A 20,055-nucleotide genomic window follows, 5' to 3' on the forward strand; every position below is an offset into this window, starting at 1 on the left:
CATTGCCAATGAGCATAATGCTGAGGAAAGGAAGCCCATTTTTTAATGGGCTCTTATACACATGGAAATTATGAGCCTTCAGTGCAAGAAGCAGGTATCATAGATCAAGCACCAGTAAGTAAGACAGGAGCGTCAATGGCTTGAATGCTCAATCTGGCCTCAGGGTTCGAGCCAATATGGGTGTGGACATCGGCCACGTGTGAGCTATTTACTACCTTGAGTTGAATATCAGGGAACGTCGTATTGAATGAGAAAGGTGAACCAGTCAAATCTAAATGAAACGAGGAGTTCTGTGGTAATTCAATATCAACGAGAGCGCTGATTGCCTGAACGGTCATCGTTGCCTGTCGATCAAGAGAACTCTTGAAAAAAAGGGGATCGCTGCCGCTATTCAAGGTAGATTTCCCCTGCACGGTACTCTGGAAAAGATGGATGGTGCCCCCTTTTAGCTGCATTTCACCAGTGACGTTAGAGACGTCGATACTGCTAGAGGCGATAAGGTGCAGATCCGTATGCACAGGAACCTGTATGTCTATGCTCAGGCAGAGACGTCCTTTAATGTAGAGAGCGTTGCCATCGGTCTCGCTCTGGTATTTGGGATAACTCCCACCGGCGACTGTTTGAATAATGACATCATTGCTATGTGCTGTTCCTGTCACATGAATAGCGCTACAGGATTCTACTGCGACAATCGGATGTGACTTCATCGTTACTACCGTAGGCGCGAGTCCACGATAAAGAAAGAAACCAATCCCGGCACAGACAAACAGGATTATGAGTGTAGCAAATAATGGACCAGACCTTCGCCTGCGCTTCCGCTGCTCAGTGTAATACATTGACATTATCCCTCTGCGCTACGCTGAATTTTAATCGTATTTTGATAGGTGAAGAGGTGCAAGTGAGCCTGTGGGGCGTAACCTGTTGTGCTCGGGAGTGATCTATTATTGGGACGCAAGCCTGGAAAATCAGTGATGAGTTGATTTTTATAGGTATAGGCATCTACGCTAAAGGAAGAGGTAACGGGAAGCAGGAGTGTAATTGCACCGTTGTACGTATAAAAAAAATGATCGCCTTGAGGTGCAAGCATACCTTGAAACGTGATGTCTCCTTTATAGCTCTTAAATGAGCTTGCATACTTGAGAATAACATGATCAGCCACAATGGCACCTTGATAACTGGAGAAGAAAGAAGGTCCCGTTAAGGTTGTATGAGAGATGTGTATGCTCCCTTTATAGGTATTGAGCACCAACCTTCCTGCAAGCCCGGCGAGATCCGCTCCATTCTCATAGGAGTCCAGTTGAATATTTGTGCGGACCGGAACAGTGATCTCGATACTTCCCTTATACGTGCGATCAACATCGATAAAGGTAAGCGTATGATCTGGGCTCTGGTGATAGGTGATCAGTGCTTCACCGATAGTTGGGATATTTGTGGCCTGTATACGTACTTCACGATCAGATTCACCTGCATGAATATGGATGTGTGCCGCCTCACGCGGGAGGAGTTCGCTATTATTGCGTGCGTCATTGCGAATCAATAGTGTAGATGAAGTCGGGACAGAGATAGTGAGAGGGGCCCCAGTATGGAACAGGTCGCGTATAGGAGGAAGCGCAAACCAGGCCAATCCACTTGCGATAACAAGTAGGAGGAGCGTCGTAATAAGACAAGAACAACCACGGACACGTTGTCGTCGTGGCCTCTGACCGGGTGCAAACATGAACGAAATCTTCCTTCAGCAAAAATACATTTTCTGCTGATGTTTAAAGTGGAGGTTGATAAAGCATCACATTGATAGACATCAATGGATGTGTTAAATGTAACATGCAAACAAACAAATTACAAGAAAAAGCAGCCTGATTATAAAACAGGCTGCTTTTCCCAACACAAGTCTCATAATTTCAAAACATGCGTTCCACTTCAAACCAGCCCTTTTCGCCTACTGACACCTCTGCAGCCTTACAATACTAACGATATATCCACAGTCGTAACAAGCTATTCTCACGTAGCCAATCAAAAACGGAAAAGCGGTTGTAGACAGTATATAAGGACGATACAAAAGAATCTCCTGATCAGAGAACATCTCCATGAGCTCAAGCAAAAGTTGCGGGAAGGACCAAGAGGTTTCCGATCATTTGGCACGTATGCGCTGGGTCCTTCTGGGCATATGATTCCTTTTTCTCGCGTTGCAAGTTACCTGATAGAGTGTTCAAGCGATGAAGTTGAGCAGAACTATTGTCTGGTTTCATATCAAATAACACACAAAGAAACAGTAAAAGCCGGGAAGGTCTCAATCTTGTGAAGGAAACCTTCCCAGTTACCTTGGGCGAGCGATCGAGAAGTCAAGCGATGAAACACCCCGTCACGTTCTCAGGCATGAGAAGAAGCAGTTTCCTCTTTTTCCAATTCAGAAGCACCTTCAGCGCGTTGTAAGATATACATCTTCTTCAGAAACTCGGTAAAGGCACGCATTTCATCCCGGTATTCTGCTAGCTTTTGCACTTGCCTGTCACGGGGTTCACAGAGATAGAAATCAGCCGCCCCCTGGTTCTCGATGCGCGTATTGGTTGAAAGCACACGCAGCGTTAAACGCCGGTCAAACGGAACGCTGCGACCATCATAAAACTGAATCAGGTATGCAACGACCTGCTGGCGCAGAGGAACCTGCAACTTGCGCTGTTGATGTCTCAGTGCATGATACCGATTTGAGAGAATCCCCGAAGCTGAGATAGACTGATCACAATCAGGAAGGGGATCAAAGGTTCAAAAAGTCTACACGCGAGAGTTCAAAAAAGAAGCAGTGCGACTCGCACAGACGTCAAGCAAACCCATTACCCAGATTGCCAGGAAACTCGGCATGGCAGGCTCATCCATTCATCCATTCATCAATGGCGCAAGAAACTGGAGCAGCATAGCCAGGAGGCTTTTTCAAGCAGTGACCATTAGAGTGCCATCGAGGAGGAAAATCGCCGGCACACCCACACGTATACCACACCCAAGCCGGCAGCAGCAGCCGATGGGGTGGTGCAGGGGACTGTACTCGCCAGGGAAAACGAAGGACAGCAGCAAACACCAGTGACGACGCCAAGCCACCCACAAAAGCCAGCAGCAACCAGGACTACCAGCGAGACCCTCCTCGAACATCACCACGCCTCCAACTCGGTCCAGGGAACCAGGACACCCCCAGCCACGGGCTCGGACTATACCATTATACCCACCTGGGCTGGCATCCAGAGGCGAGGTGGGGACCAGTTCACACCCGAGACGCTACATGTTCGCCAGCATTCGCAGCCTTCCACCTCGACTCCTGGCGCTTATTAGCAACAGACTCGCAGATATCCACAGCAAACCATACGTTTTATACATTTGTTCCACATAATCAGGTGTAAAACTGTGGAGCAAGGACTGGCCTCCAGAGCAGGCGCTGTCTACACTCGAGGGAGACAGATGTCTCCTCATTCACTCCTAGTTTCTTGTTCGCCCGCTTCCAGTTCTGAGGCCCGGTGAAGAAAAAGGAAAACCGCCTGCCGGGCAAGGAAACTGGTTGGACATCTCTTGATTCTTTCTCCCAGAGGGAAGGAATTGGACCAACTGCTCGTAGACTGACCACTACGAGTGTTTGTCGCCACGATCCACCAGTTCTCGATACAACTGAGCAATATTGTGACAACCAGCTTCCTATCGTTGGCGAAGATAAGCCAGGTATGCGTCAAGTTCCATCTTTCGCGAACGTGGGTGTTGTTCTGGGAACGAGCCAGCATTCAAGCAGCGGGAAACCGTGGAATAGGCAACTCCCTCCTGGCTGGCAATCGCTTCCTGGGAGAAGCCAGGGGGACGCAACCTGTTGGTAGCGGGCCAGACGCTCTTCTCGCTTTGCCTAACTCACTGCGGCCTGTTTTGGCTTGAATTTCGGTGGGTGAAGAGCATGCGTTGTTTCCAGATGAAACTCTCATCACTCATCTCGATCTCTGTAATTTCCAGTTCCTCAGGGAGGGCAAGCGGTGCGAGCGCTTCTATCTTCTTCATATGATCCTTCCGCACGTATACTTATTCATGTAGAACAATCTACAGATACCTCGAAAACAAGATCATCCTTTACCAAGAGCATGTAAGAACCAATTGTTGGCGTGATTGCCAGATAAAATGCCACGATTTTGCAGGCTTCATGGCAACCAACCGCTACCACATCCACTGGCGAGACGTCATTCCCTTTTCTTGACACGCACCTATTTACCTGATAATCGTCTTGCTATGCATCGTGCGATTGCAAGAAACGGACTGAAACCATGCTGCATATCTATGATCTACCTTGACAGGAGGATCGGGAGGCTGTAGAATGTTATCAAATGATAACAGTAAACGAAAGAAGATCGCATGCCGCGTTCATCGCAAGATTCGTCCTCAACGAACAGAGCACACGAGACACGCCAGCTCATTTTGCAGGTTGCACAGCGTCTCTTTATGCAGCAGGGCTACAGCGCGGTCTCGACGCGTGATATCGCTGCTGCCTGTGGCATTACGCAGCCTGCCCTCTACCGGCACTTTGCAACGAAGCAAGAGCTCTATGTCGCCGTGCTCTTAGAGGTGCTCAATCTCCTGCATGGGCGCTTGCTGCACCTGCTTGAACGCAACGAAGACGTGCTTGCGCGCTTGTATCTGATCGCGCGCATGCTGCCTGCAACATGGATAGATGCCAGTCAGATGTTTCATGATATCGAGCACCAGCTGGATGCGGAGCATCGGCAGGCTACGGCCAGCGCATTTCAACACCTGGTGCTCGAGCCGATTGCCGCGCTCTTTCACGAAGGCATAGAGCAGGGATTACTGCGCAGCCCGGCGCAAGGAGGTCTTGAGGCACACGAGGCGACGTTTGTGCTTTTTCGCCTCCTCGACGACTCCGCTGCACCGTCGAGGCAGAGCCGTTCGCGCCTGCAGCATGCCGATCGTATGGTCGATCTTCTCCTCTATGGGCTGCTGCAACAGAGCGAGTCTCAAGGATGAAGGAGAGGAGGAGCAGGCCTTTTCCAGAAAAGTGGGACGTATTGACCTAGAGAAGCGGCTTTTTTTTAGCTGTATGTTATCAATTGATAACAAGGAGAGAGAGAATGTACAATCAACCATTGGCGAGAGAAACAGTTCGAGCAGGCAATCGTATGATGGTGGAGCGAATTCTGGGTATGGACGTGCAGCCATATACAGACGAGGTGGGGGTGTATCGCGTCGTAGAGATACGAGGACGGAGAACGGGAGAGTCGCACAGGGTGCCTCTCGCCGTGTACCAGTATCAGCAACAACGCTATCTGATTGCTCCCAGTCGTGGGCGCGATTGGGTGTATAATCTTCTTGCTGCTGGCACCTGCGTGCTGGTCGCAAAGGGTCAACGGGAGCAGGTGCGTGCGACGCTGACGCTCGATGACGAAGCGATCAGGGCAACACAGGCATATATGGCACAGTTACCGGACTGGGCACTACAGCAGTTCCCTTTTCCCGCATCTGCATCTGCCGAAGAGATGCGCTCAAAAAAACAGGAGTTCGTTGTCTTCCGTCTGGAGCCTCTCTCATGAAGATGATGATGGGTCTGCAGAGAAACTCTCTCGTGAGATGGTTCGCGCTGTTGAGCATTGTGGGTCTTGCCTGCTTTCTCGCTCTTGTGGTTGTGCTACATGGACTACGTCCAGACGATGATCCACTGAGCCACACAGTGAGCGAATATGCTCTTGGCGCGTATGGTGTTCTCATGACGCTAGGTTTTGTGGTGCTGGGTCTGGGATCAGTTGCCCTGGTGCTGGCACTCGCCGTTTGCCATGCAGGCAAACGGCCCGCCGGTCTGGTCCTCCTGGTCTGCTGGAGCCTGGGCGTCTTGGTGCTGAGTGTTTATCATACCGATAAGAGCGGCATACCGGTAAGTCCAGGTGGCTTTATTCACAGCTTCGTGGCACTCATCGCCCTGCTGAGCCTCGTGTTCAGCGCTCTTTTCTATACGCTGTACTTTCGTCGTCACGCGCAATGGCAGGCGTTTGCGCGTCCGTCGTTGCTCCTGACGCTGATCATGTTTGTCACCCTGATCGTCTTTCTGGCCAGTCCCCTCGCATACAAGGGGATAACGGAGCGCGTTTTGCTCGGTGTCGATAGCGTCTGGCTCATCGGGCTAGCCAGGCATCTTTTTTCCATTTCCACCAGGGGGTTGCCCGCAGGTGGAACAAAAAGGTGACACATTGCAGGTGAGAGTGGCCTCGGCAATCCGTCAGTCGGAGAAAGGTGACGGTGACGCCACGAGAGATTGGTATGTAGACGACATTCTTGTAAAGCCACTTTTCATCTGGCTTCATTCAATTTTTGAAAATGGCTTCATCCCTCTTTACGTTGCCTCTGAGCCATCCCGAAGCGTGTAAGGATTCGAGATGGCTCCCATCCTGATCTCTTTGCTCCAGCCGGTCTTTCTGCTGGGCGGCGCACTCATCGACCTGGCTTACTGGTATCTGAAACCGTCTCCCACGCGTGTCCTTGAAATGCGCATCTTTGCCGCGATTGCCACTGCCGCTCCTTACGCTGTCTATATGATCTGGGTTGTTTCCACTCTGCATGTGGTCTGGACCATTCACATGCAGGTGGGCGTGGTCTACGTGCTACTCATGATCGGCTGGTGCTTGTCCTATCTGTCCTATCCACCACAACGACCTGAGGAGAAACAGGCGTAAGCCGGGTCTGGCACAATTTTGGTGAATGATGAGCAGAACTGACAAAGGCGCTCCGAATGTGTTTTCACCAGGATCGAGCCAGTTCCAATTTATTCGACAAACAACATTTGCACTGCCACGTTCATCTCTCACGCCACCTCGGAACACGCCCGGGGAACTTTTCATCGCCCAGCCGATGGCAGACATCTTTCAGCCCTGGATAAGCACCCTGCCATTCCAGATCGGCGAGCGTTTCCTTCAATGGCACATCTTCGCGCAGGGTCGCCAGTTTGCGGTAAAGCAGCGCCTCTTCCCTGTGCTGGGCCAGACTCTCCGCCAGACGCGCCACGCTCCTGGCGCTCACCCCCCAGGCTTGCGGGTTCGCAGGGATCGCCTCCAAATGCTCGTATTTTGCAAGCACGGCCGCCGCGGATTTCTCACCCCAGCCCGGGATGCCGGGGAAGCCGTCGGCCGCATCGCCCACCAGCCCCAACCAGTCGGGGATCGACGGTGGGCGGACGCCAAATTTCTCTACCACGCCCACCTCATCCATGAGAATATTGCGGCGACGGTCCCAGCTAACGATGCGGCTTCCAGAGACCAGCTGAGCCAGATCCTTATCCGGCGAGCAGATTACAATCTGTTCGACTCCATCTTCGTTCTTGAAACGAGCGGTCGCGCTGGACAGGGCATCGTCGGCCTCGAACTCCACCATCGGCCAGACCACCAGCCCAAGCGAGGAAACCGCCTCTTCGGCCAGCGAGAACTGAGCCAGCAGGTTGGGGTCAACCCCCGCACCGGTCTTGTAGCCGGGGTACAGGTCGTTCCGGAAGGACTCAATGACGTGATCGAACGCGCAGGCCACGTGCGTGACACCAGGCGTCGTCAACAGCATCAGCAGACTACGTAAAAGGCCCAACGTGGCGCCAACCTCGCGCCCATCCGGTGCCTTGCGCGGCGGCGCGCCAAAGTGGTTGCGAAATAGCTCATAGGTCCCATCCACCAGATAGATCTTCATAAAATATCCAATGCTCCTTCTATCATTTCAGCATGATCCAATCACGCTCCAAGAGACATCGCCAGAGGGCACGTGAAGAAATATCCTCCAATGCCTTCTCACATGATTGCTTGCTCCTTTGAGAGCCTCCTGTTTCCAGGGTGAATATGGCCTCGACAATGTTATAGAGCGGTTTGACGCGGACAACACTGAGTTCACCATCTCCCTCTGTTTAATCGTCCGCCGTAGAGGTTGGAGCTGGCCTCGCACTCCAACGTACCTCATTTCGCTCCTAACGTAGGCTGTCTTTCAAGCCTGAGTCTGGTCATGTCCGGCGTGCAAACATCCTTTCGTCCGGTTGCAAGCCCCCGCTTTTCAGCGGGTGGTTCATGACGAGAAAGCTCATCAGGTATATGTCCCAGCTTAGCACGAAACATGCGGGAAATCCAGTATAGCAGGTGCTGAACAACGTGGTTTTTTAGAGAACAGCATCAATGTACCGGTTCGCCCTTTACCAAACCCATCCTCATCCGACTCCTCCCCATAAGCGCCTGACCCCCTCTTGCACTGCATGAGTCTGTCACGCTACGATATACTATGCGATATCGATACATCCCACCCTGGTATCCAACTTCAAGCAAACATGCGTCATCACCACGAGAGGAAAGGAATAACACGATATGTCGACAGATATTGCTTCAACAACTAATACGGATTTCTATCTGATGGATGAACTCCTCACTGAGGAGGAACGCACGATTCGTCAAAAAGTACGCCACTTTTGCGATACCGAGGTGATTCCAATTATCAATGATTACTGGGAACGGGCAGCATTTCCTTTTGAACTGATTCCAAAACTGGCACAGCTGAAGCTGGCGGGTGGCAGTATCAAGGGCTACGGTTGTCCAGGGATGAGCACAGTGGCAGCGGGCCTGATCGGCCTCGAACTGGCGCGCGGCGATGCCAGTATCTGCACCTTCTACGGCGTCCATTCGGGTCTGGCGATGTCATCGATCGCGATGCTGGGTTCTGAGGAACAGAAGCAGCGCTGGCTGCCGGCGATGGCGCGCATGGAGAAGATCGGAGCCTTTGGTCTGACCGAGCCAAACCACGGATCAGACGCGGTGGCACTGGAGACACGCGCGCAGCGAGATGGTGATAGCTATATGCTCAACGGTTCCAAGCGCTGGATTGGCAACGCGTCCTTCGCGGATGTCGTGATCATCTGGGCACGCGATGACGATGGTAAGGTCGGAGGCTTCCTGGTCGAGAAGGGGACCCCCGGCTTCGAACCGACGGTGATGAAAGGCAAGGTGGCAAAGCGCGCCGTATGGCAAGCAGATATCACCCTGACAAACGTACGCATCCCCGCAGAAAATCGCCTGGCCCATTCGCACAGCTTCAAGGATACATCAAGCGTACTGACCGCCACGCGCTCCGGCGTGGCCTGGGAGGCGGTGGGGCACGCTGTAGCAGCCTACGAGATCGCGCTAAAGTACGCGCAAGAACGGGTGCAGTTCGGCAAAACACTGGTCAACTTCCAGATCATCCAGGATAAACTGGCGAAGATGCTGGCCAATGTGACCAGTATGCAGTTGCTCTCGCTGCGCCTGGGACAATTACAGGAAGAGGGCAAGATGACGGCGGCGATGGCTTCGCTGGCCAAAATGAACAACGCGCGCCTGGCACGCGAGGTCGTGGCAGACGCGCGCGAGATGCTGGGCGGCAACGGCATCCTACTAGAATACCATATCGCGCGCCACCACGCCGATATCGAGGCAGTCTTCACCTACGAGGGTACCGATACGATTCAGTCGCTCATTGTGGGTCGCGAGATCACCGGTGTGCAGGCGTTCTCATCGCGCTAGGACGATATACAAAAAGCACGGGGGGCTACTCTCCTCCCCCGTGCATCAAGCACTGCCTGTTTCATGTCTGTTTGTAAAGCATCCCTTCCTCGTGGCTGGCAAAGGCTTTATCTCCGTTGCGCAACTTCATCTTGGGATGTCCATCGGAGAAGCCAATAGCAGCGGGGCATTATCACCGGCTGCAAGGGTGGGCCCGACAGCCAGATGATGGATATTCTCACACCTACCCTGGGCTGTCAGTATCCCCTTATTCCGACTCTCCACATGCCATCCTCAGTTGAGTGAGAACGTTTAGAGGTATCCCTTCTCACGCCAGAAACGCTCTGCGGCTGGATGAAACGGAACATCAATGGGAGTTACTGGTGTATCACGGCACATATGGTCAAGTGGCATTGGTGGTTGCTCGTGACTTCCCATGCCCAAATTCCACGGAATCTGTTGCTTGCGCGCTTCCAACGCCTCACAAAATTGCCGTATGAGCAAATCGGAGGCTTCGCGGCGGGCAAAGATAGGCCAGCCACTAAAATCTACCGCAGGGACATCCATAGACAATGGTGGATAGAGACGCTTGCTAATCGTTGCACGTCTGAATCCTTGAGCTTCTAACGCCGTAAGATGCTGTTCATCAATAGGGAGGAAATGCATACCAGCATCATGCACCAGATGTCCCCAGACCATAATCCCCTCGTCAAAAATTGCATCCAACTCCTTGTTCTGTACTCGACCTATACGCGAGGGATCATCAGGCATAGGCTGATCATACGACACATGTCCACCCCATGAGACGATATCCTCCAAACTGAACCCATGGGCCTTCAACACCACATCTACGAGCAATGTGGTACACGCATCTAGAGAACCGCGTACAGAGACACGCAATGGATAACGCTGCTCACGAATCTGATCTAACGACTGCAAGCCAGATGCTTCTGTGACGGCGAAACCGAGTTGGTCATGATGCGGTATCATAGCAATAGTAGAAACAGGAATAGGCTGGTGAAATGCGCCCGTTCCTTTGTACGCCATCGTGAGTAATGCTGAAGGATTCAGGATAGCAATATCAAGCGTCCCTGCGGCCATCTCCTGAAGGCTATCTGGATGGTTCGCACCGAAGAGACGAAAAACACCCGTTTCTCCTCCGCGACTACGCATCTCCACACGCACCTCACGATAGGGCCAATCATCGGAGTCCATCATTTCGGAGGCTGCCTCCAGGAATATTCTAGGTCTGATCGTCAACGGTGAGATAGCAGGAACGATAGGTTGAGCATCCATATTCATCACTCCTTTTCTTGTCTGTACATAGGTAGTTTATCAATGCTTCTTGTAGAGAAGAGCAAAGACACATTTATCATGTATGGTAATATTATGCTATGAATGCAGTACTGGAACCAGAGTTAAAATATACTGGTATAGAAACTACCGGGATAAAACGTCACCGCTCTGATCGTGAGGCTGCAAGGGTCATCAATTTTGTCAGGGTGTTGGTTCCAGCCATAGGCGTATCCACCACCATACGGAGACTGGGATGGTCCGCGAGATAGAAGATGGTTGGCTGCATCAGCAGCAATCCGACAAGAGGATGACGAATCTGTTTGGGTTCGTTATGCACCGCCTGCACATCGTAGTGCGGCCACCACTCGCAAAACTCGGGACTCACACGCTCAAGGTCCGTAATGATTTTTGTCAGCCATGCTTCTCCAATGTAGCGCTGGGTGCTGGCTCGAAAGAGGGCCAGCGCGCGCTGCGCCTCTTCCTCCCAATCAATGAGCTGAGCGCGGTAGCGTTGGTCCGTGAACAGAAACCAGATGAAGTTACGTTCCTGGGGCAAGAGCGCGCTGAAATCAGTATAGACGTCGCAGGCAGCTTGATTCCAGACCACGAAATCCGAGCGAGGGTTGAGTATATACGCAGGTGTGACGCCCAACGCATCAAGAATGAATTGCAATGCCGGATCCACCGCTTGCTCCGCGGGGATGGAAGTAGCGGGAATCTGCTTGCGCGCCAGAATAAAGAGGTGCGCGCGCTCATCGGCATCCAGCGCTAAAACGTTTGCCAGGCTCTCCAATATGGGTGCAGAGACCGTAATGTCTCGTCCCTGCTCTAGCCAGGTATACCACGTTTCCCCGACACCCGCAATCGTTGCCAGCTCTTCGCGGCGCAGTCCCGGTGTTCTGCGGCGTTTGCCCACCGGTAACCCAACTTGCTGAGGAGAGATGCGCTCACGGCGAGTACGCAAAAACTGGGCTAAGGCCGCTCGCCGCTCTTGCTCATCCATTGCCTTCATCCTTATCAAGGTTGTTTATACTTTGACTTCTGGTTCCAGTACTGCACTCATGGCATAATTTTATCACACACGATGGATCTGCCTTTCCTTATATATTCTATGCAAAGTGTTGATCTTTTTACGACATATCTGTTTAACTCAGCCCTTCCTTCGTCAAACAGATGCGCAATCGCTCGCATACAGCAGTGATCGCAGCCGCATTGCCACGAGGAGCATCAAGCCATTTGTTAAAGAGAGTCTATTTACCTCATGTAGACAGCCAGATCGACGCATAAAGATGATACGACTGAGCGAAGCGTGCTGTAACAGCGACATCTCCAGATTTGACGTTGAATGACACTGACAGATACTTCTCATTTTCACACGAGCACATAACCAGCACAAAAGATATGGTACTTGAGGTACAATTACCAAAGCACACGCTGTTGTACATCGTATCAATCTGCTGAAGTAAAAGATTCGGGACGCTTGTTCCGCTTGGAAGTTGAGGGACACTGGTAATATATGAAACTAGCTGAAAGGTTTGAGCAAAAAAGCAACGCAGAAATGAGTGGAGATGTTGTCGTTCAACTCATGCAGCTTTTCGAGCAACATGGCATTGAAGTCGTTATTGATGGTGGTTGGGGCGTCGATGCCCTGCTGGGTGAGCAAACTCGCTCACACGGAGATTTAGACATCGCTTTACAGCACAAAGATGTGCCAAAACTCCGTGCGCTGCTTGAAGCACATGGGTACAGAGATGTTCCCCGTGATGATACTCGCGACTGTAACTTTGTCATGGGCAATGACCAGGAACATGAGGTCGATTTCCACTCCTACACGTTTGACGCTCATGGAAAGCTTGTTTTTGGCGTGGAGTATCCGTTAGAGTCATTGACTGGCACCGGGTCAATACAGGGATATTTGGTAAAGTGTATTTCTGCCGAGTGGATGGTAAAGTTTCATTCTGGCTACGACCTTGATGAAAATGATTATCGTGATGTTTCTGCACTGTTTGAGCGATTTGGCATTGCTCTGCCAGTTGAGTACGAAAGCTTTAGAACAAACAACTGGGATGTGGTTGGAGGAGAGGAATCAGATGTTCGACAGATGGGGATATCCAATTGAGCAAACAGGAGAGAACTTTCATATGGGTGCGGTCTTGACGAAACTTGCGGAGTGGTTGAGCCGTCCAGAGCGCGGCTTCAGCGCCGCTTCTGAGCAGGAACCTTTCGTTTTTGGAGCACGTCGCCCTGGTTTCCCTTTCCCTCGTGTTTCTTCCCCATTAGTTCTCTGCTGGATTGCCTTTATGCAAGCACAAGGCATGACACGCGTTCTCTGTTTATTACCTTCCCGACAGTTGGACGGATACTCCGACCTTCTTGGAGCCTATCGCCAAATGTTTGGGGAGCACAATGTGCTTTGGGTTCCCATTGATGATTTTCATCTCGCAGAAGAGGTTCAACTCATCAATCAGATTCTGCCATTTTTCATTGAGGGAACTCTACATCAGGAGAAAACGGTGGTTCATTGCTCAGGTGGAGTAGGCCGAACAGGCCATGTCCTTGCTGCTTGGCTGGTGAGCTGTCGAGGAATGTCGAATGAGGAAGCGATTGCTGCCGTCAAAAGACAAGGAAGAAATGCACACGAATCAAGAGACAAGCGGTTAGATACGCTTCTGGATCGATGTCGAGATGCTTTCCCTCAGATCGAATGACATCAGCCGCATGACGTCTTCTTTCTCCCCAGGCCACCACGAAAAAAAGTGATCATTTCATTTTCTCATTGACACATGGCTTCCCCTTACTAGCATATATGCTCTGTTTCGCTCTCTATCCCTATTTCATCATGATACAATACTATTCTCATTTCTCAGTGCGGCAAGGTTTTTTGCGCGAGGCTGAGTCCAGAAAAAAGTTCCGTGCTACAATAGAACCGTCTGTAAGATGAGAGAAAGAGATTACGACTATTTCAATGATAAAGAAAGAAAAGACATATGAAGGAACGTATTGTCGCATTTGAGTCCGTCAAGCTCTGAACCTGTACTCAGGGAAGGGGACTTCCGATAATGCTCTGCAATGGAGGCCCTGGCTTCGAGGATTACCTGGCCCCGATTGCTGCGATGATCGATGATCTTGTCCAAGTACATCGATGGGAACAACGCGGCTGCGGTCGATCGACAGCCGTACCTCCCTATGACCATGCGACGTGCCTGGCTGATCTTGAGAGGCTCCGCGAAGATTTTGGTTATGACCGCTGGATCATTGGTGGTCACTCTTGGGGTGCAGATCTGGCTCTCGACTATGCAACGAACTATCCTCAACATGTCCTGGCACTCGTCTATATGGCCGGGACCGGTATTACTGACGAGTGGTGGCCAGAGTTCAGGCAAGCAAGCCAGGAACGTACCGAACGTTTGCCTGTTTTCTCCTCTCCTCTGAATGAGGAGGTCTATCGAGAGGGACAGCAGACAAGAAGAGCCTATTTGCGCGCTCCTCGATTGGTTGAGTGCATCCGTACGTTAGACATACCAGCAATCATTCTTCAGGGAGAAAACGATCTGCGTCCAAACTGGCCGGCGAAGCAAGTTGCAGACCTTCTGCCTCGTGCACGCTTGCATGTAATTCAGGAAGCAGAGCATTGCCTCTGGCTCACCCATCCACAGCAGGTCCAGCAGCTTTTGAGGAGCTTTCTTCAAGAGATCACCAACTCCAATGCTGATTCCGGAGCGCTTTGACTCTTCTCCTACTCACGTGTCACTCGTCCTCAGATCAGAACTTCATCGCGTGCCTTTCGGCAGCGACACGCGATGAAGTTCTGGAAAAAAAGGAGATCGATCGTGCCCTTGTGACTTGGATAGATTTTTTGCGCAAGGTCAAGCTCAAGAAAAAGCTCCGTAATAGTGCTATGATGCTAACAGCAAGACGACTGAAAGAGAGGAGAAGTAAATGATCACGACACCATCTCAACAGACAAGAACACAGACGATGATATCACTGCTGGCTCTCTGCCTTGGCTACCTTATGACGATCCTCGATATCACCATCGTGAATGTGGCATTGGTCGATATCAAGGAGCATCTTGGCGCGAATGTGACCGGGCTGCAATGAATTGTGGATGGCTATGCCTTCGTCTTCGCCAGTTTGCTTCTGACAGGTAGAGCCCTTGGCGATAGCGTTTACGCACTACCTGGATCGATCAGGATATATCCGTTTTCGCCGATGGCGCTCCTGCGCTGAGGAGGGACTGGGGAGCCAGGATGCACAAGATTGGAAACGAGGTTTGGCCCTAAATTCAAGCGGCTTTCAACGAATTTCCGAATAGATCTAAGGAGTATACATTTTTGCCCATAATTAAAGCTATCACTTTTGATGCAGGAGACACCCTCATACACCTCTGGGTACATAAGACGAGGCGTTTCGCATACTTGTGCAAACAAATTGGCATTACAGTAGCACCTGACGCAGCAAAGTTGGCTTCTGTTGCCTGTGAACGCTTTTTTCAAGAGCGCTATAAAGGGCCAAGCAAGCACTTGGAATGGTGGCTAACTTACCATCTAGTTGGGCTTCAGGCTGCTGGCGTTCAAGGAAATCTCAGACAATTAGCTCAAGATATCCATGAACTTTGGAACCAGCTCCCAGAGACGTGGGTTCTTGATCCTGAAGCCATTCTCACATTGGAATGCTTGCGTCAACGCGGTATTCGTCTTGCGGTTATATCCAACTGGGATGGAAACCTTCGCCAAATTTTGCAGGATCTCAATATCCTTTCCTATTTCGAAATGGTTCTTGATTCGCACGTCGTTGGAGTCCGAAAACCAGATCCTGCGATTTTTCGCCTGTTCTCGCAGGCTTGTCAGCTAGAACCCGCGCAATGTATCCATGTGGGAGACAGTCCAGATGCGGATGGATTACTGGCTTTGTCCGTAGGAGCCATCTCGGTATTATACGACCCACTGGAATGTTTCTTTTCTAAAGGAGGGCATCGCATTTCCAAACTCAGCAATGTAGTCGAGTTCTTGGATAAGGTGTGTAACGTATCTGGTAAAAGAGATAGTGAAAGAAGAGAGGTACGCAAACATGACAGGGAAACGAAAAACCTACACACCAGAATTTAAATTCCAAAGAAAGGGTTTCTCCAATCGATGAGTCGTGCAGGACCTCCGACAGACAATGGGTTTGCCGAGCGTTTCGTTGGAACCTTCAAGTGAGCAGTAGCTGAACGCCGTTCCTATCGAACGCTGGGTCATTTCTTGCGAGCAGCAGAATCGCGGGTCAATTTTTACCATACGCTACGTCCTCATGAGGTCTGGGGAAATTGTTCACCGTTACAGTATGCTCAAGTACATCAGTTACATGTGGCACCTTTCATTTTCTTATAAGAGTGTCTCTTTTACTGGGTACTTTACACACCTCCATCACCTACCTCATGAAAACAATGCTCTTCTCTCCATATATCACGTCTATCTCTCGAGGTTGCCACATAGTTTCACACCTGCTGAAAGAAACGCTTGATATGACCGCGCAGGCCGGTAAGAACGAAAGAACACAGTAGTGCGCCACCAAGCCACGGCAATAGCATCATGGGTGAGGTGTGGAAAGGCCACAGATTGTCATAGACACCCGTCCCAGAAAGAAACGCCAAAGAGCGATACTCCCAAGCCATAGCGCTATTTGGAGACTCCAATACGCGCTACCCGCACGCAACGTACTCAATCCTAAAAATAAAACGCCAATACTGATATACCCCAATCCCTCATAGAGTAGGGCAAACAACACAAGGCTGGGCCATGGAAGATATGTTAATCGTGTGAAGTAATAGGCAACTGACGGTCCACTGGTCACCAGTGTCCCTGTTGAGATAATAGGATAGCATTGAGAGAGACCCCACAGAATCACCACAATTCCTGCAAGGCCAAGCAACCATTGAGAGAGAATCGATAGTTTCACGGTGATAGTCTCCTTCATGTCCATGTCATGCTATAGTTTGACTCACGCCCGTTGATATCCATACCCGTTCCCCTTTCCACATGTCCCGGCCTTCAATGTTTCCCATTCCGCCTCAACTAGCTCGCAGGAATGCACCTCCATCACACCATACAGCAACGCTCTTCCATCCATACACCAATTATACATCTATTGCATCAAAAAAAAGAAAGAGCAACATTCAGCTCTTCTCACCCATCTCACTTTTTGTTCACATCTCCATCTTATCTATCGATCAAACAATTACATAGGGAGCCAGGCACAGTCAATTCCATTTTTCTTTGGGTTGCTTTTTTCTTCGCTTTTTGAGCGCTCCTTCTCTTGTCTCCATCAGCCTCCATCCTCTCCCTACCCACGTTCCCTCCCTTTCTCACCATCCCTCTTTCTCCCCAGGCCACCACGAAAAAAAGTGATCATTTCATTTTCTCATTGACACGTGGCGTATAGGGCTACTTGCAGTTCCCCCAACACTATACGCTTCGGTTCTGGCTCTGGGCTTTGCACCTTTTTTCTTGCAACACCGTCTCGTTTCTGGAGGATGCGACCGCCCGTATGCTTCTACGGCGCGTTAGTGGGGGCTACAGCTTCACGCGCCGCTTGTTGCTGGACTACTTTGCCGACCTCGATCTTGACACGCCTACTCCAGGAACAGAAACACAGTCAAAACAGCAGTTTCCATAACGAAACGAGGTAATCACCCCAGAGGAAAGATCGATTTTTTCATAGCAAGGTCCCAAGAGGGATAAGATGAGGCGGTGAGTTGTTTGAAGGCGTAGAACTAGCGTGTGAGAAGAGGAAGAGGAGTGAATATGGAGCAACTCAATGCCCTCAAAACACTGGAATACCCACCGCATAGTTGGACGAGCCATCGGCTTTTGGGCCTGATCAGGGATGGTTTGCGCGGTTTCGGCTAAGCGTGCTCGCTAGAGGTTGGAGCTAGCCTCGCACTTCAGCCGTACCTCATTTCGCTCCTAACGTAGGCTGTATTTCAAGCCTGAGTCTGGTCATGTCCGGCGTGCAAACAGCCTTTCGTCTGGTTGCACGCCCCCGCTTTTAAGCGGGTGGTTCATGGCAAGAGAGCTATTTTCCCCACGTGACCATCGGCAAACTTGTCAGCACAACCACCTTTGCCGGGGGCACTGAGACAGGCACAGTCTATGACTACCTCGTTCGAGACAGAAGTCTATGAGATCAGCGCATAGGGAGTATTTCTATTTTTTCTTGTTGTCATCCTTGCCCGGCTGCGGCGTATTGGGAATCGTATATTTGCTGCCGGTTTCTTTCAGCTCTTTCTCCAAATTGGGATTCAGGATGACTTTATCAATATACTCGGACATTCCCTCGTCCTTCTTCTCGTCTTTGCCTTTCTTGTCGACCATGATGGGTAAGACCCTCCTTGCTAGGGTAGCTGCTGCCTGGCAGCATCTCTAGAAATCTATCAACTTCTGTCCAGTCCGCAAACGGGATGACACGAAACGGAGCTTTCGGGACGTCTTGCACGCCATAAGCTCCCAATACAAAATATCGGGATAATACAGCCTGCTCATGCGCATCTAACGTGCCAAAGTGGGCAATAAGGCGATCATACAGATCATCTATCAAAATGATCGGCTCTGGCTGCTCTATCAGTAAACCGGCGATAGCTTGTAGCTTTTCCCGTGAATCCTCACAAAACAGTACGTTCTCAGGATGAGGGAATCCCTGGTTGTGCAACCACACTTGCGTTACTCTCTGCACCTCTAAAGTCCAGCTTTGGGTATTGCCTCTTCGTGCGGTACAGTACCCAACGTTTTTTTGATACTGTACCAGTTGCATCACCCCCTTCAATGCATCTTCAGTAATTTCTGCCTGCATTAAATTGACGTTTAAACTAATCCGTCCTACCAGAACTTCAAGAGAAGTTCCGTTCAAAGAAAGATGATCGATGTTGGTGCGCACATCTGCATCAGGATGGAACAAGTTGAGGCACTTTCGGCGTCTTGCGAACTGGTGCATACCGCTTCGCCTTGCGTATCGTGGCTCCTTTGATCCGGCCTTTCGCTTTTCCGCGTGCTTGTGGCGATCTGGCAGGGGTACCCAAACATACCAACAATTTGGAAAACCCGCGTCGCACTTGTTGTGGCGTGGGTGGGCGCTGCTTGTTTTCCCATGGGTGCAGATGCGCTTGCACCAAATCTCGACCCACCACCACATGGTTATGCGCCATCGCGACCACCTGGCTCCAGCGTTCAAATTGCTCGGGAGTACGCAAACGCGGTTTCTCCCACAACAATGCCTGTTTGTCAAAGCGATAGCCGTGTTCCTGACCAAAGCGCCGTGCATAGCCCAACGCGATGTCGGCGAGATCTGCATTGGGATCGCCAATCCAGACAAACCAGCTGATGCGCGGATCGCGCTCCTGGTTGGTAGCATGTGGTCGCAGCACACGCATCACACTCAGTTCCAGCCACCGTGCCTCCTTGACATGCAGATGCTTCCACCAGCTGATCTCAACAGGACGACCTTTCAGATCGGTGCATTCCGCCTTTCCATCTGGCTCGCCATGGGTCGCTTCATCTTTGGGTTGCAAGATCGCCCCATCTTTGCACGGCGCTCCTCGCTTTCCCGTTGGTGGGGGCGCCGGTCGATAGAAGCGACGATTGCACTTCAGACGGCCCAGCACACCGACTGGCAAAGTGCTACAGCGGCACCACAGCCAAGTCGAATCATATCCACGATCCAGCGCCGCGATACTGTGAACTGGCAATTGCGGCGCCAATTCCGAAAGTTGCGTGAATGCCAGTTCAATGGCAGTGGTCGAGGAAGCGATGCGTTGCTGGTCCAGCAGGTAGGTCCAGCTGCTGGGTTGCTCAGGCAAGGCTACCACCGTCGAGAACTGCCAACCGTAGGTGATCGCTTGCTTGCTCTTGGGCAGATTGTGCACCGGTTGGGCCGTCCGATCCGCCGAGGTACGAGCCGCTGGTCGAGCGATACTGCTGGCATCAATCCCAATCCAGAGTCGACGGCCCTGCGGGGGCGCGGGCAGATAGCGCACAAAAACCTCTTGCAACCGCTTGCGATCAATGCGCCCATCTTCAAAGGCTTCGTAGACACTCGACCAATGCCGTTGGAAGCGAGGATCTTGCGACAATTCGGGCAACGAACGAGCCTGGGTTTGGGTGATCAGGGCATCCATGGTCGTAAAGAGCGCATCTTTGGCTCGCTCACAACAATCATAGATCTCGTGACGAAAGCGTCTCAATGTGTTAAGGTTCATACAAGTAAA

The 20,055-nt window shown here is 51.1% G+C and carries 23 protein-coding genes and 2 pseudogenes; 13 read left to right on the plus strand and 12 right to left on the minus strand.

All coding sequences use genetic code 11. The features are described 5' to 3' along the window. Positions 1-104: 104 nt before the first annotated feature. The 3 genes from EL633_RS23665 to EL633_RS23675 all read right to left on the minus strand — a co-directional run bounded on the left by EL633_RS23665 (position 105) and on the right by EL633_RS23675 (position 2,667). Positions 105-836 carry a hypothetical protein gene (locus EL633_RS23665; RefSeq protein WP_126629763.1) on the minus strand — a complete coding sequence of 244 codons (732 nt, stop codon included), beginning with the start codon at positions 834-836 and terminating at the stop codon, positions 105-107. Between the two features lie 5 nt (positions 837-841). Then, complete coding sequence (locus tag EL633_RS23670) at positions 842-1,717, minus strand: DUF4097 family beta strand repeat-containing protein (protein ID WP_126629764.1); 876 nt, start codon at positions 1,715-1,717, stop codon at positions 842-844. Between the two features lie 650 nt (positions 1,718-2,367). After that, positions 2,368-2,667, minus strand: coding sequence for a hypothetical protein (locus EL633_RS23675; protein ID WP_126629765.1), 300 nt, complete (start codon positions 2,665-2,667; stop codon positions 2,368-2,370). 130 nt (positions 2,668-2,797) lie between these two features. Here EL633_RS23675 and EL633_RS38380 point away from each other — a divergent pair. Then, positions 2,798-2,940 (plus strand): annotated as a pseudogene (locus tag EL633_RS38380) (IS3 family transposase); the annotation flags it as partial. A gap of 78 nt (positions 2,941-3,018) precedes the next feature. Continuing rightward, positions 3,019-3,318 carry a hypothetical protein gene (locus EL633_RS23680; RefSeq protein ID WP_126629766.1) on the plus strand — a complete coding sequence of 100 codons (300 nt, stop codon included), beginning with the start codon at positions 3,019-3,021 and terminating at the stop codon, positions 3,316-3,318. A 561-nt stretch (positions 3,319-3,879) separates the two neighbouring features. On the opposite strand, the gene EL633_RS36720 is transcribed toward EL633_RS23680, so the two are convergent. After that, positions 3,880-4,023 (minus strand): hypothetical protein, encoded by a 144-nt coding sequence (locus EL633_RS36720; RefSeq protein ID WP_161982378.1) that lies wholly within the window; start codon positions 4,021-4,023, stop codon positions 3,880-3,882. 348 nt (positions 4,024-4,371) lie between these two features. Between EL633_RS36720 and EL633_RS23685 the strand changes: the two genes are divergently transcribed. The 4 genes from EL633_RS23685 to EL633_RS23700 all read left to right on the plus strand — a co-directional run bounded on the left by EL633_RS23685 (position 4,372) and on the right by EL633_RS23700 (position 6,695). Continuing rightward, positions 4,372-4,998, plus strand: a complete 627-nt coding sequence (locus EL633_RS23685) for a TetR/AcrR family transcriptional regulator (protein WP_126629767.1) — start codon at positions 4,372-4,374, stop codon at positions 4,996-4,998. A gap of 104 nt (positions 4,999-5,102) precedes the next feature. Further along, positions 5,103-5,561 carry a nitroreductase/quinone reductase family protein gene (locus EL633_RS23690; RefSeq protein WP_126629768.1) on the plus strand — a complete coding sequence of 153 codons (459 nt, stop codon included), beginning with the start codon at positions 5,103-5,105 and terminating at the stop codon, positions 5,559-5,561. Beyond that, positions 5,558-6,208 (plus strand): DUF998 domain-containing protein, encoded by a 651-nt coding sequence (locus tag EL633_RS23695; RefSeq protein WP_126629769.1) that lies wholly within the window; start codon positions 5,558-5,560, stop codon positions 6,206-6,208. Before EL633_RS23690 ends, EL633_RS23695 begins: the two co-directional genes overlap by 4 nt. A gap of 190 nt (positions 6,209-6,398) precedes the next feature. Next, entirely contained in the window at positions 6,399-6,695 is a 297-nt protein-coding gene (locus tag EL633_RS23700) for a hypothetical protein (protein WP_126629770.1), read from the plus strand. A gap of 121 nt (positions 6,696-6,816) precedes the next feature. Here EL633_RS23700 and EL633_RS23705 read toward each other — a convergent pair whose 3' ends face one another. Then, on the minus strand, positions 6,817-7,692 hold the full coding sequence (locus tag EL633_RS23705) for a 5'-3' exonuclease (RefSeq protein WP_126629771.1): 876 nt from the start codon (positions 7,690-7,692) through the stop codon (positions 6,817-6,819). 659 nt (positions 7,693-8,351) lie between these two features. On the opposite strand from EL633_RS23705, the gene EL633_RS23710 reads away from it, so the two are divergent. Continuing rightward, entirely contained in the window at positions 8,352-9,539 is a 1,188-nt protein-coding gene (locus EL633_RS23710) for an acyl-CoA dehydrogenase family protein (protein WP_126629772.1), read from the plus strand. A 291-nt stretch (positions 9,540-9,830) separates the two neighbouring features. Here the strand turns inward: EL633_RS23710 and EL633_RS23715 are convergent, their stop codons facing one another. Both EL633_RS23715 and EL633_RS23720 read right to left on the minus strand, forming a co-directional pair. Further along, a complete protein-coding gene (locus EL633_RS23715) occupies positions 9,831-10,814 on the minus strand; it encodes a TAXI family TRAP transporter solute-binding subunit (RefSeq protein ID WP_161982379.1) in 984 nt (327 codons plus the stop codon). A gap of 160 nt (positions 10,815-10,974) precedes the next feature. After that, a complete protein-coding gene (locus EL633_RS23720; RefSeq protein WP_161982380.1) occupies positions 10,975-11,817 on the minus strand; it encodes a helix-turn-helix transcriptional regulator in 843 nt (280 codons plus the stop codon). A 513-nt stretch (positions 11,818-12,330) separates the two neighbouring features. Between EL633_RS23720 and EL633_RS23725 the strand changes: the two genes are divergently transcribed. The 5 genes from EL633_RS23725 (at position 12,331) to EL633_RS23740 (ending at position 15,922) form a co-directional block, all read left to right on the plus strand. Next, positions 12,331-12,933, plus strand: coding sequence for a nucleotidyltransferase domain-containing protein (locus EL633_RS23725; RefSeq protein ID WP_126629775.1), 603 nt, complete (start codon positions 12,331-12,333; stop codon positions 12,931-12,933). After that, positions 12,905-13,522 (plus strand): protein-tyrosine phosphatase family protein, encoded by a 618-nt coding sequence (locus EL633_RS23730; protein WP_218027566.1) that lies wholly within the window; start codon positions 12,905-12,907, stop codon positions 13,520-13,522. Before EL633_RS23725 ends, EL633_RS23730 begins: the two co-directional genes overlap by 29 nt. Before the next feature lie 351 nt (positions 13,523-13,873). Further along, entirely contained in the window at positions 13,874-14,542 is a 669-nt protein-coding gene (locus EL633_RS23735) for an alpha/beta fold hydrolase (protein ID WP_126629776.1), read from the plus strand. A 211-nt stretch (positions 14,543-14,753) separates the two neighbouring features. Further along, positions 14,754-14,915, plus strand: a complete 162-nt coding sequence (locus tag EL633_RS36390) for an MFS transporter (protein ID WP_136624412.1) — start codon at positions 14,754-14,756, stop codon at positions 14,913-14,915. 233 nt (positions 14,916-15,148) lie between these two features. Continuing rightward, positions 15,149-15,922 carry an HAD family hydrolase gene (locus EL633_RS23740; protein WP_161982381.1) on the plus strand — a complete coding sequence of 258 codons (774 nt, stop codon included), beginning with the start codon at positions 15,149-15,151 and terminating at the stop codon, positions 15,920-15,922. 463 nt (positions 15,923-16,385) lie between these two features. Here the strand turns inward: EL633_RS23740 and EL633_RS23750 are convergent, their stop codons facing one another. Further along, entirely contained in the window at positions 16,386-16,754 is a 369-nt protein-coding gene (locus EL633_RS23750; RefSeq protein WP_126629778.1) for a hypothetical protein, read from the minus strand. A gap of 588 nt (positions 16,755-17,342) precedes the next feature. On the opposite strand from EL633_RS23750, the gene EL633_RS37890 reads away from it, so the two are divergent. Then, positions 17,343-17,471, plus strand: coding sequence for a hypothetical protein (locus tag EL633_RS37890; RefSeq protein WP_281275925.1), 129 nt, complete (start codon positions 17,343-17,345; stop codon positions 17,469-17,471). Between the two features lie 20 nt (positions 17,472-17,491). On the opposite strand, the pseudogene EL633_RS38385 reads toward EL633_RS37890, so the two are convergent. The 4 genes and pseudogenes from EL633_RS38385 to EL633_RS23765 form a co-directional block, all read right to left on the minus strand. Beyond that, positions 17,492-17,713, minus strand: a pseudogene (locus tag EL633_RS38385) (IS1634 family transposase); the annotation flags it as partial. Positions 17,714-18,001: 288 nt separating this feature from the next. After that, entirely contained in the window at positions 18,002-18,127 is a 126-nt protein-coding gene (locus tag EL633_RS37895; RefSeq protein WP_281275926.1) for a hypothetical protein, read from the minus strand. After that, positions 18,111-18,749, minus strand: coding sequence for a hypothetical protein (locus EL633_RS23760; RefSeq protein WP_161982383.1), 639 nt, complete (start codon positions 18,747-18,749; stop codon positions 18,111-18,113). The genes EL633_RS37895 and EL633_RS23760 overlap by 17 nt, the downstream gene beginning before the upstream one ends. Then, a complete protein-coding gene (locus EL633_RS23765; protein ID WP_126627163.1) occupies positions 18,736-20,046 on the minus strand; it encodes an NF041680 family putative transposase in 1,311 nt (436 codons plus the stop codon). Before EL633_RS23765 ends, EL633_RS23760 begins: the two co-directional genes overlap by 14 nt. Positions 20,047-20,055 lie beyond the last annotated feature (9 nt).

The organism is Dictyobacter alpinus (assembly GCF_003967575.1).
Classification (GTDB): Bacteria; Chloroflexota; Ktedonobacteria; order Ktedonobacterales; family Ktedonobacteraceae; genus Dictyobacter; species Dictyobacter alpinus.

Excerpts from the sequence above, each read along its gene's own strand:
- EL633_RS23665 (WP_126629763.1), bottom strand. The coding sequence starts at position 836 with ATGTATTACACTGAGCAGCGGAAGCGCAGGCGAAGGTCTGGTCCATTA.
- EL633_RS23670 (WP_126629764.1), bottom strand. The coding sequence starts at position 1,717 with ATGTTTGCACCCGGTCAGAGGCCACGACGACAACGTGTCCGTGGTTGT.
- EL633_RS36720 (WP_161982378.1), bottom strand. The coding sequence starts at position 4,023 with ATGAAGAAGATAGAAGCGCTCGCACCGCTTGCCCTCCCTGAGGAACTG.
- EL633_RS23685 (WP_126629767.1), top strand. The coding sequence starts at position 4,372 with ATGCCGCGTTCATCGCAAGATTCGTCCTCAACGAACAGAGCACACGAG.
- EL633_RS23690 (WP_126629768.1), top strand. The coding sequence starts at position 5,103 with ATGTACAATCAACCATTGGCGAGAGAAACAGTTCGAGCAGGCAATCGT.
- EL633_RS23695 (WP_126629769.1), top strand. The coding sequence starts at position 5,558 with ATGAAGATGATGATGGGTCTGCAGAGAAACTCTCTCGTGAGATGGTTC.
- EL633_RS23700 (WP_126629770.1), top strand. The coding sequence starts at position 6,399 with ATGGCTCCCATCCTGATCTCTTTGCTCCAGCCGGTCTTTCTGCTGGGC.
- EL633_RS23705 (WP_126629771.1), bottom strand. The coding sequence starts at position 7,692 with ATGAAGATCTATCTGGTGGATGGGACCTATGAGCTATTTCGCAACCAC.
- EL633_RS23710 (WP_126629772.1), top strand. The coding sequence starts at position 8,352 with ATGTCGACAGATATTGCTTCAACAACTAATACGGATTTCTATCTGATG.
- EL633_RS23715 (WP_161982379.1), bottom strand. The coding sequence starts at position 10,814 with ATGGATGCTCAACCTATCGTTCCTGCTATCTCACCGTTGACGATCAGA.
- EL633_RS23720 (WP_161982380.1), bottom strand. The coding sequence starts at position 11,817 with ATGGATGAGCAAGAGCGGCGAGCGGCCTTAGCCCAGTTTTTGCGTACT.
- EL633_RS23725 (WP_126629775.1), top strand. The coding sequence starts at position 12,331 with ATGAAACTAGCTGAAAGGTTTGAGCAAAAAAGCAACGCAGAAATGAGT.
- EL633_RS23730 (WP_218027566.1), top strand. The coding sequence starts at position 12,905 with ATGTTCGACAGATGGGGATATCCAATTGAGCAAACAGGAGAGAACTTT.
- EL633_RS23735 (WP_126629776.1), top strand. The coding sequence starts at position 13,874 with ATGCTCTGCAATGGAGGCCCTGGCTTCGAGGATTACCTGGCCCCGATT.
- EL633_RS36390 (WP_136624412.1), top strand. The coding sequence starts at position 14,754 with ATGATCACGACACCATCTCAACAGACAAGAACACAGACGATGATATCA.
- EL633_RS37890 (WP_281275925.1), top strand. The coding sequence starts at position 17,343 with ATGCTTCTACGGCGCGTTAGTGGGGGCTACAGCTTCACGCGCCGCTTG.
- EL633_RS37895 (WP_281275926.1), bottom strand. The coding sequence starts at position 18,127 with ATGTCCGAGTATATTGATAAAGTCATCCTGAATCCCAATTTGGAGAAA.
- EL633_RS23765 (WP_126627163.1), bottom strand. The coding sequence starts at position 20,046 with ATGAACCTTAACACATTGAGACGCTTTCGTCACGAGATCTATGATTGT.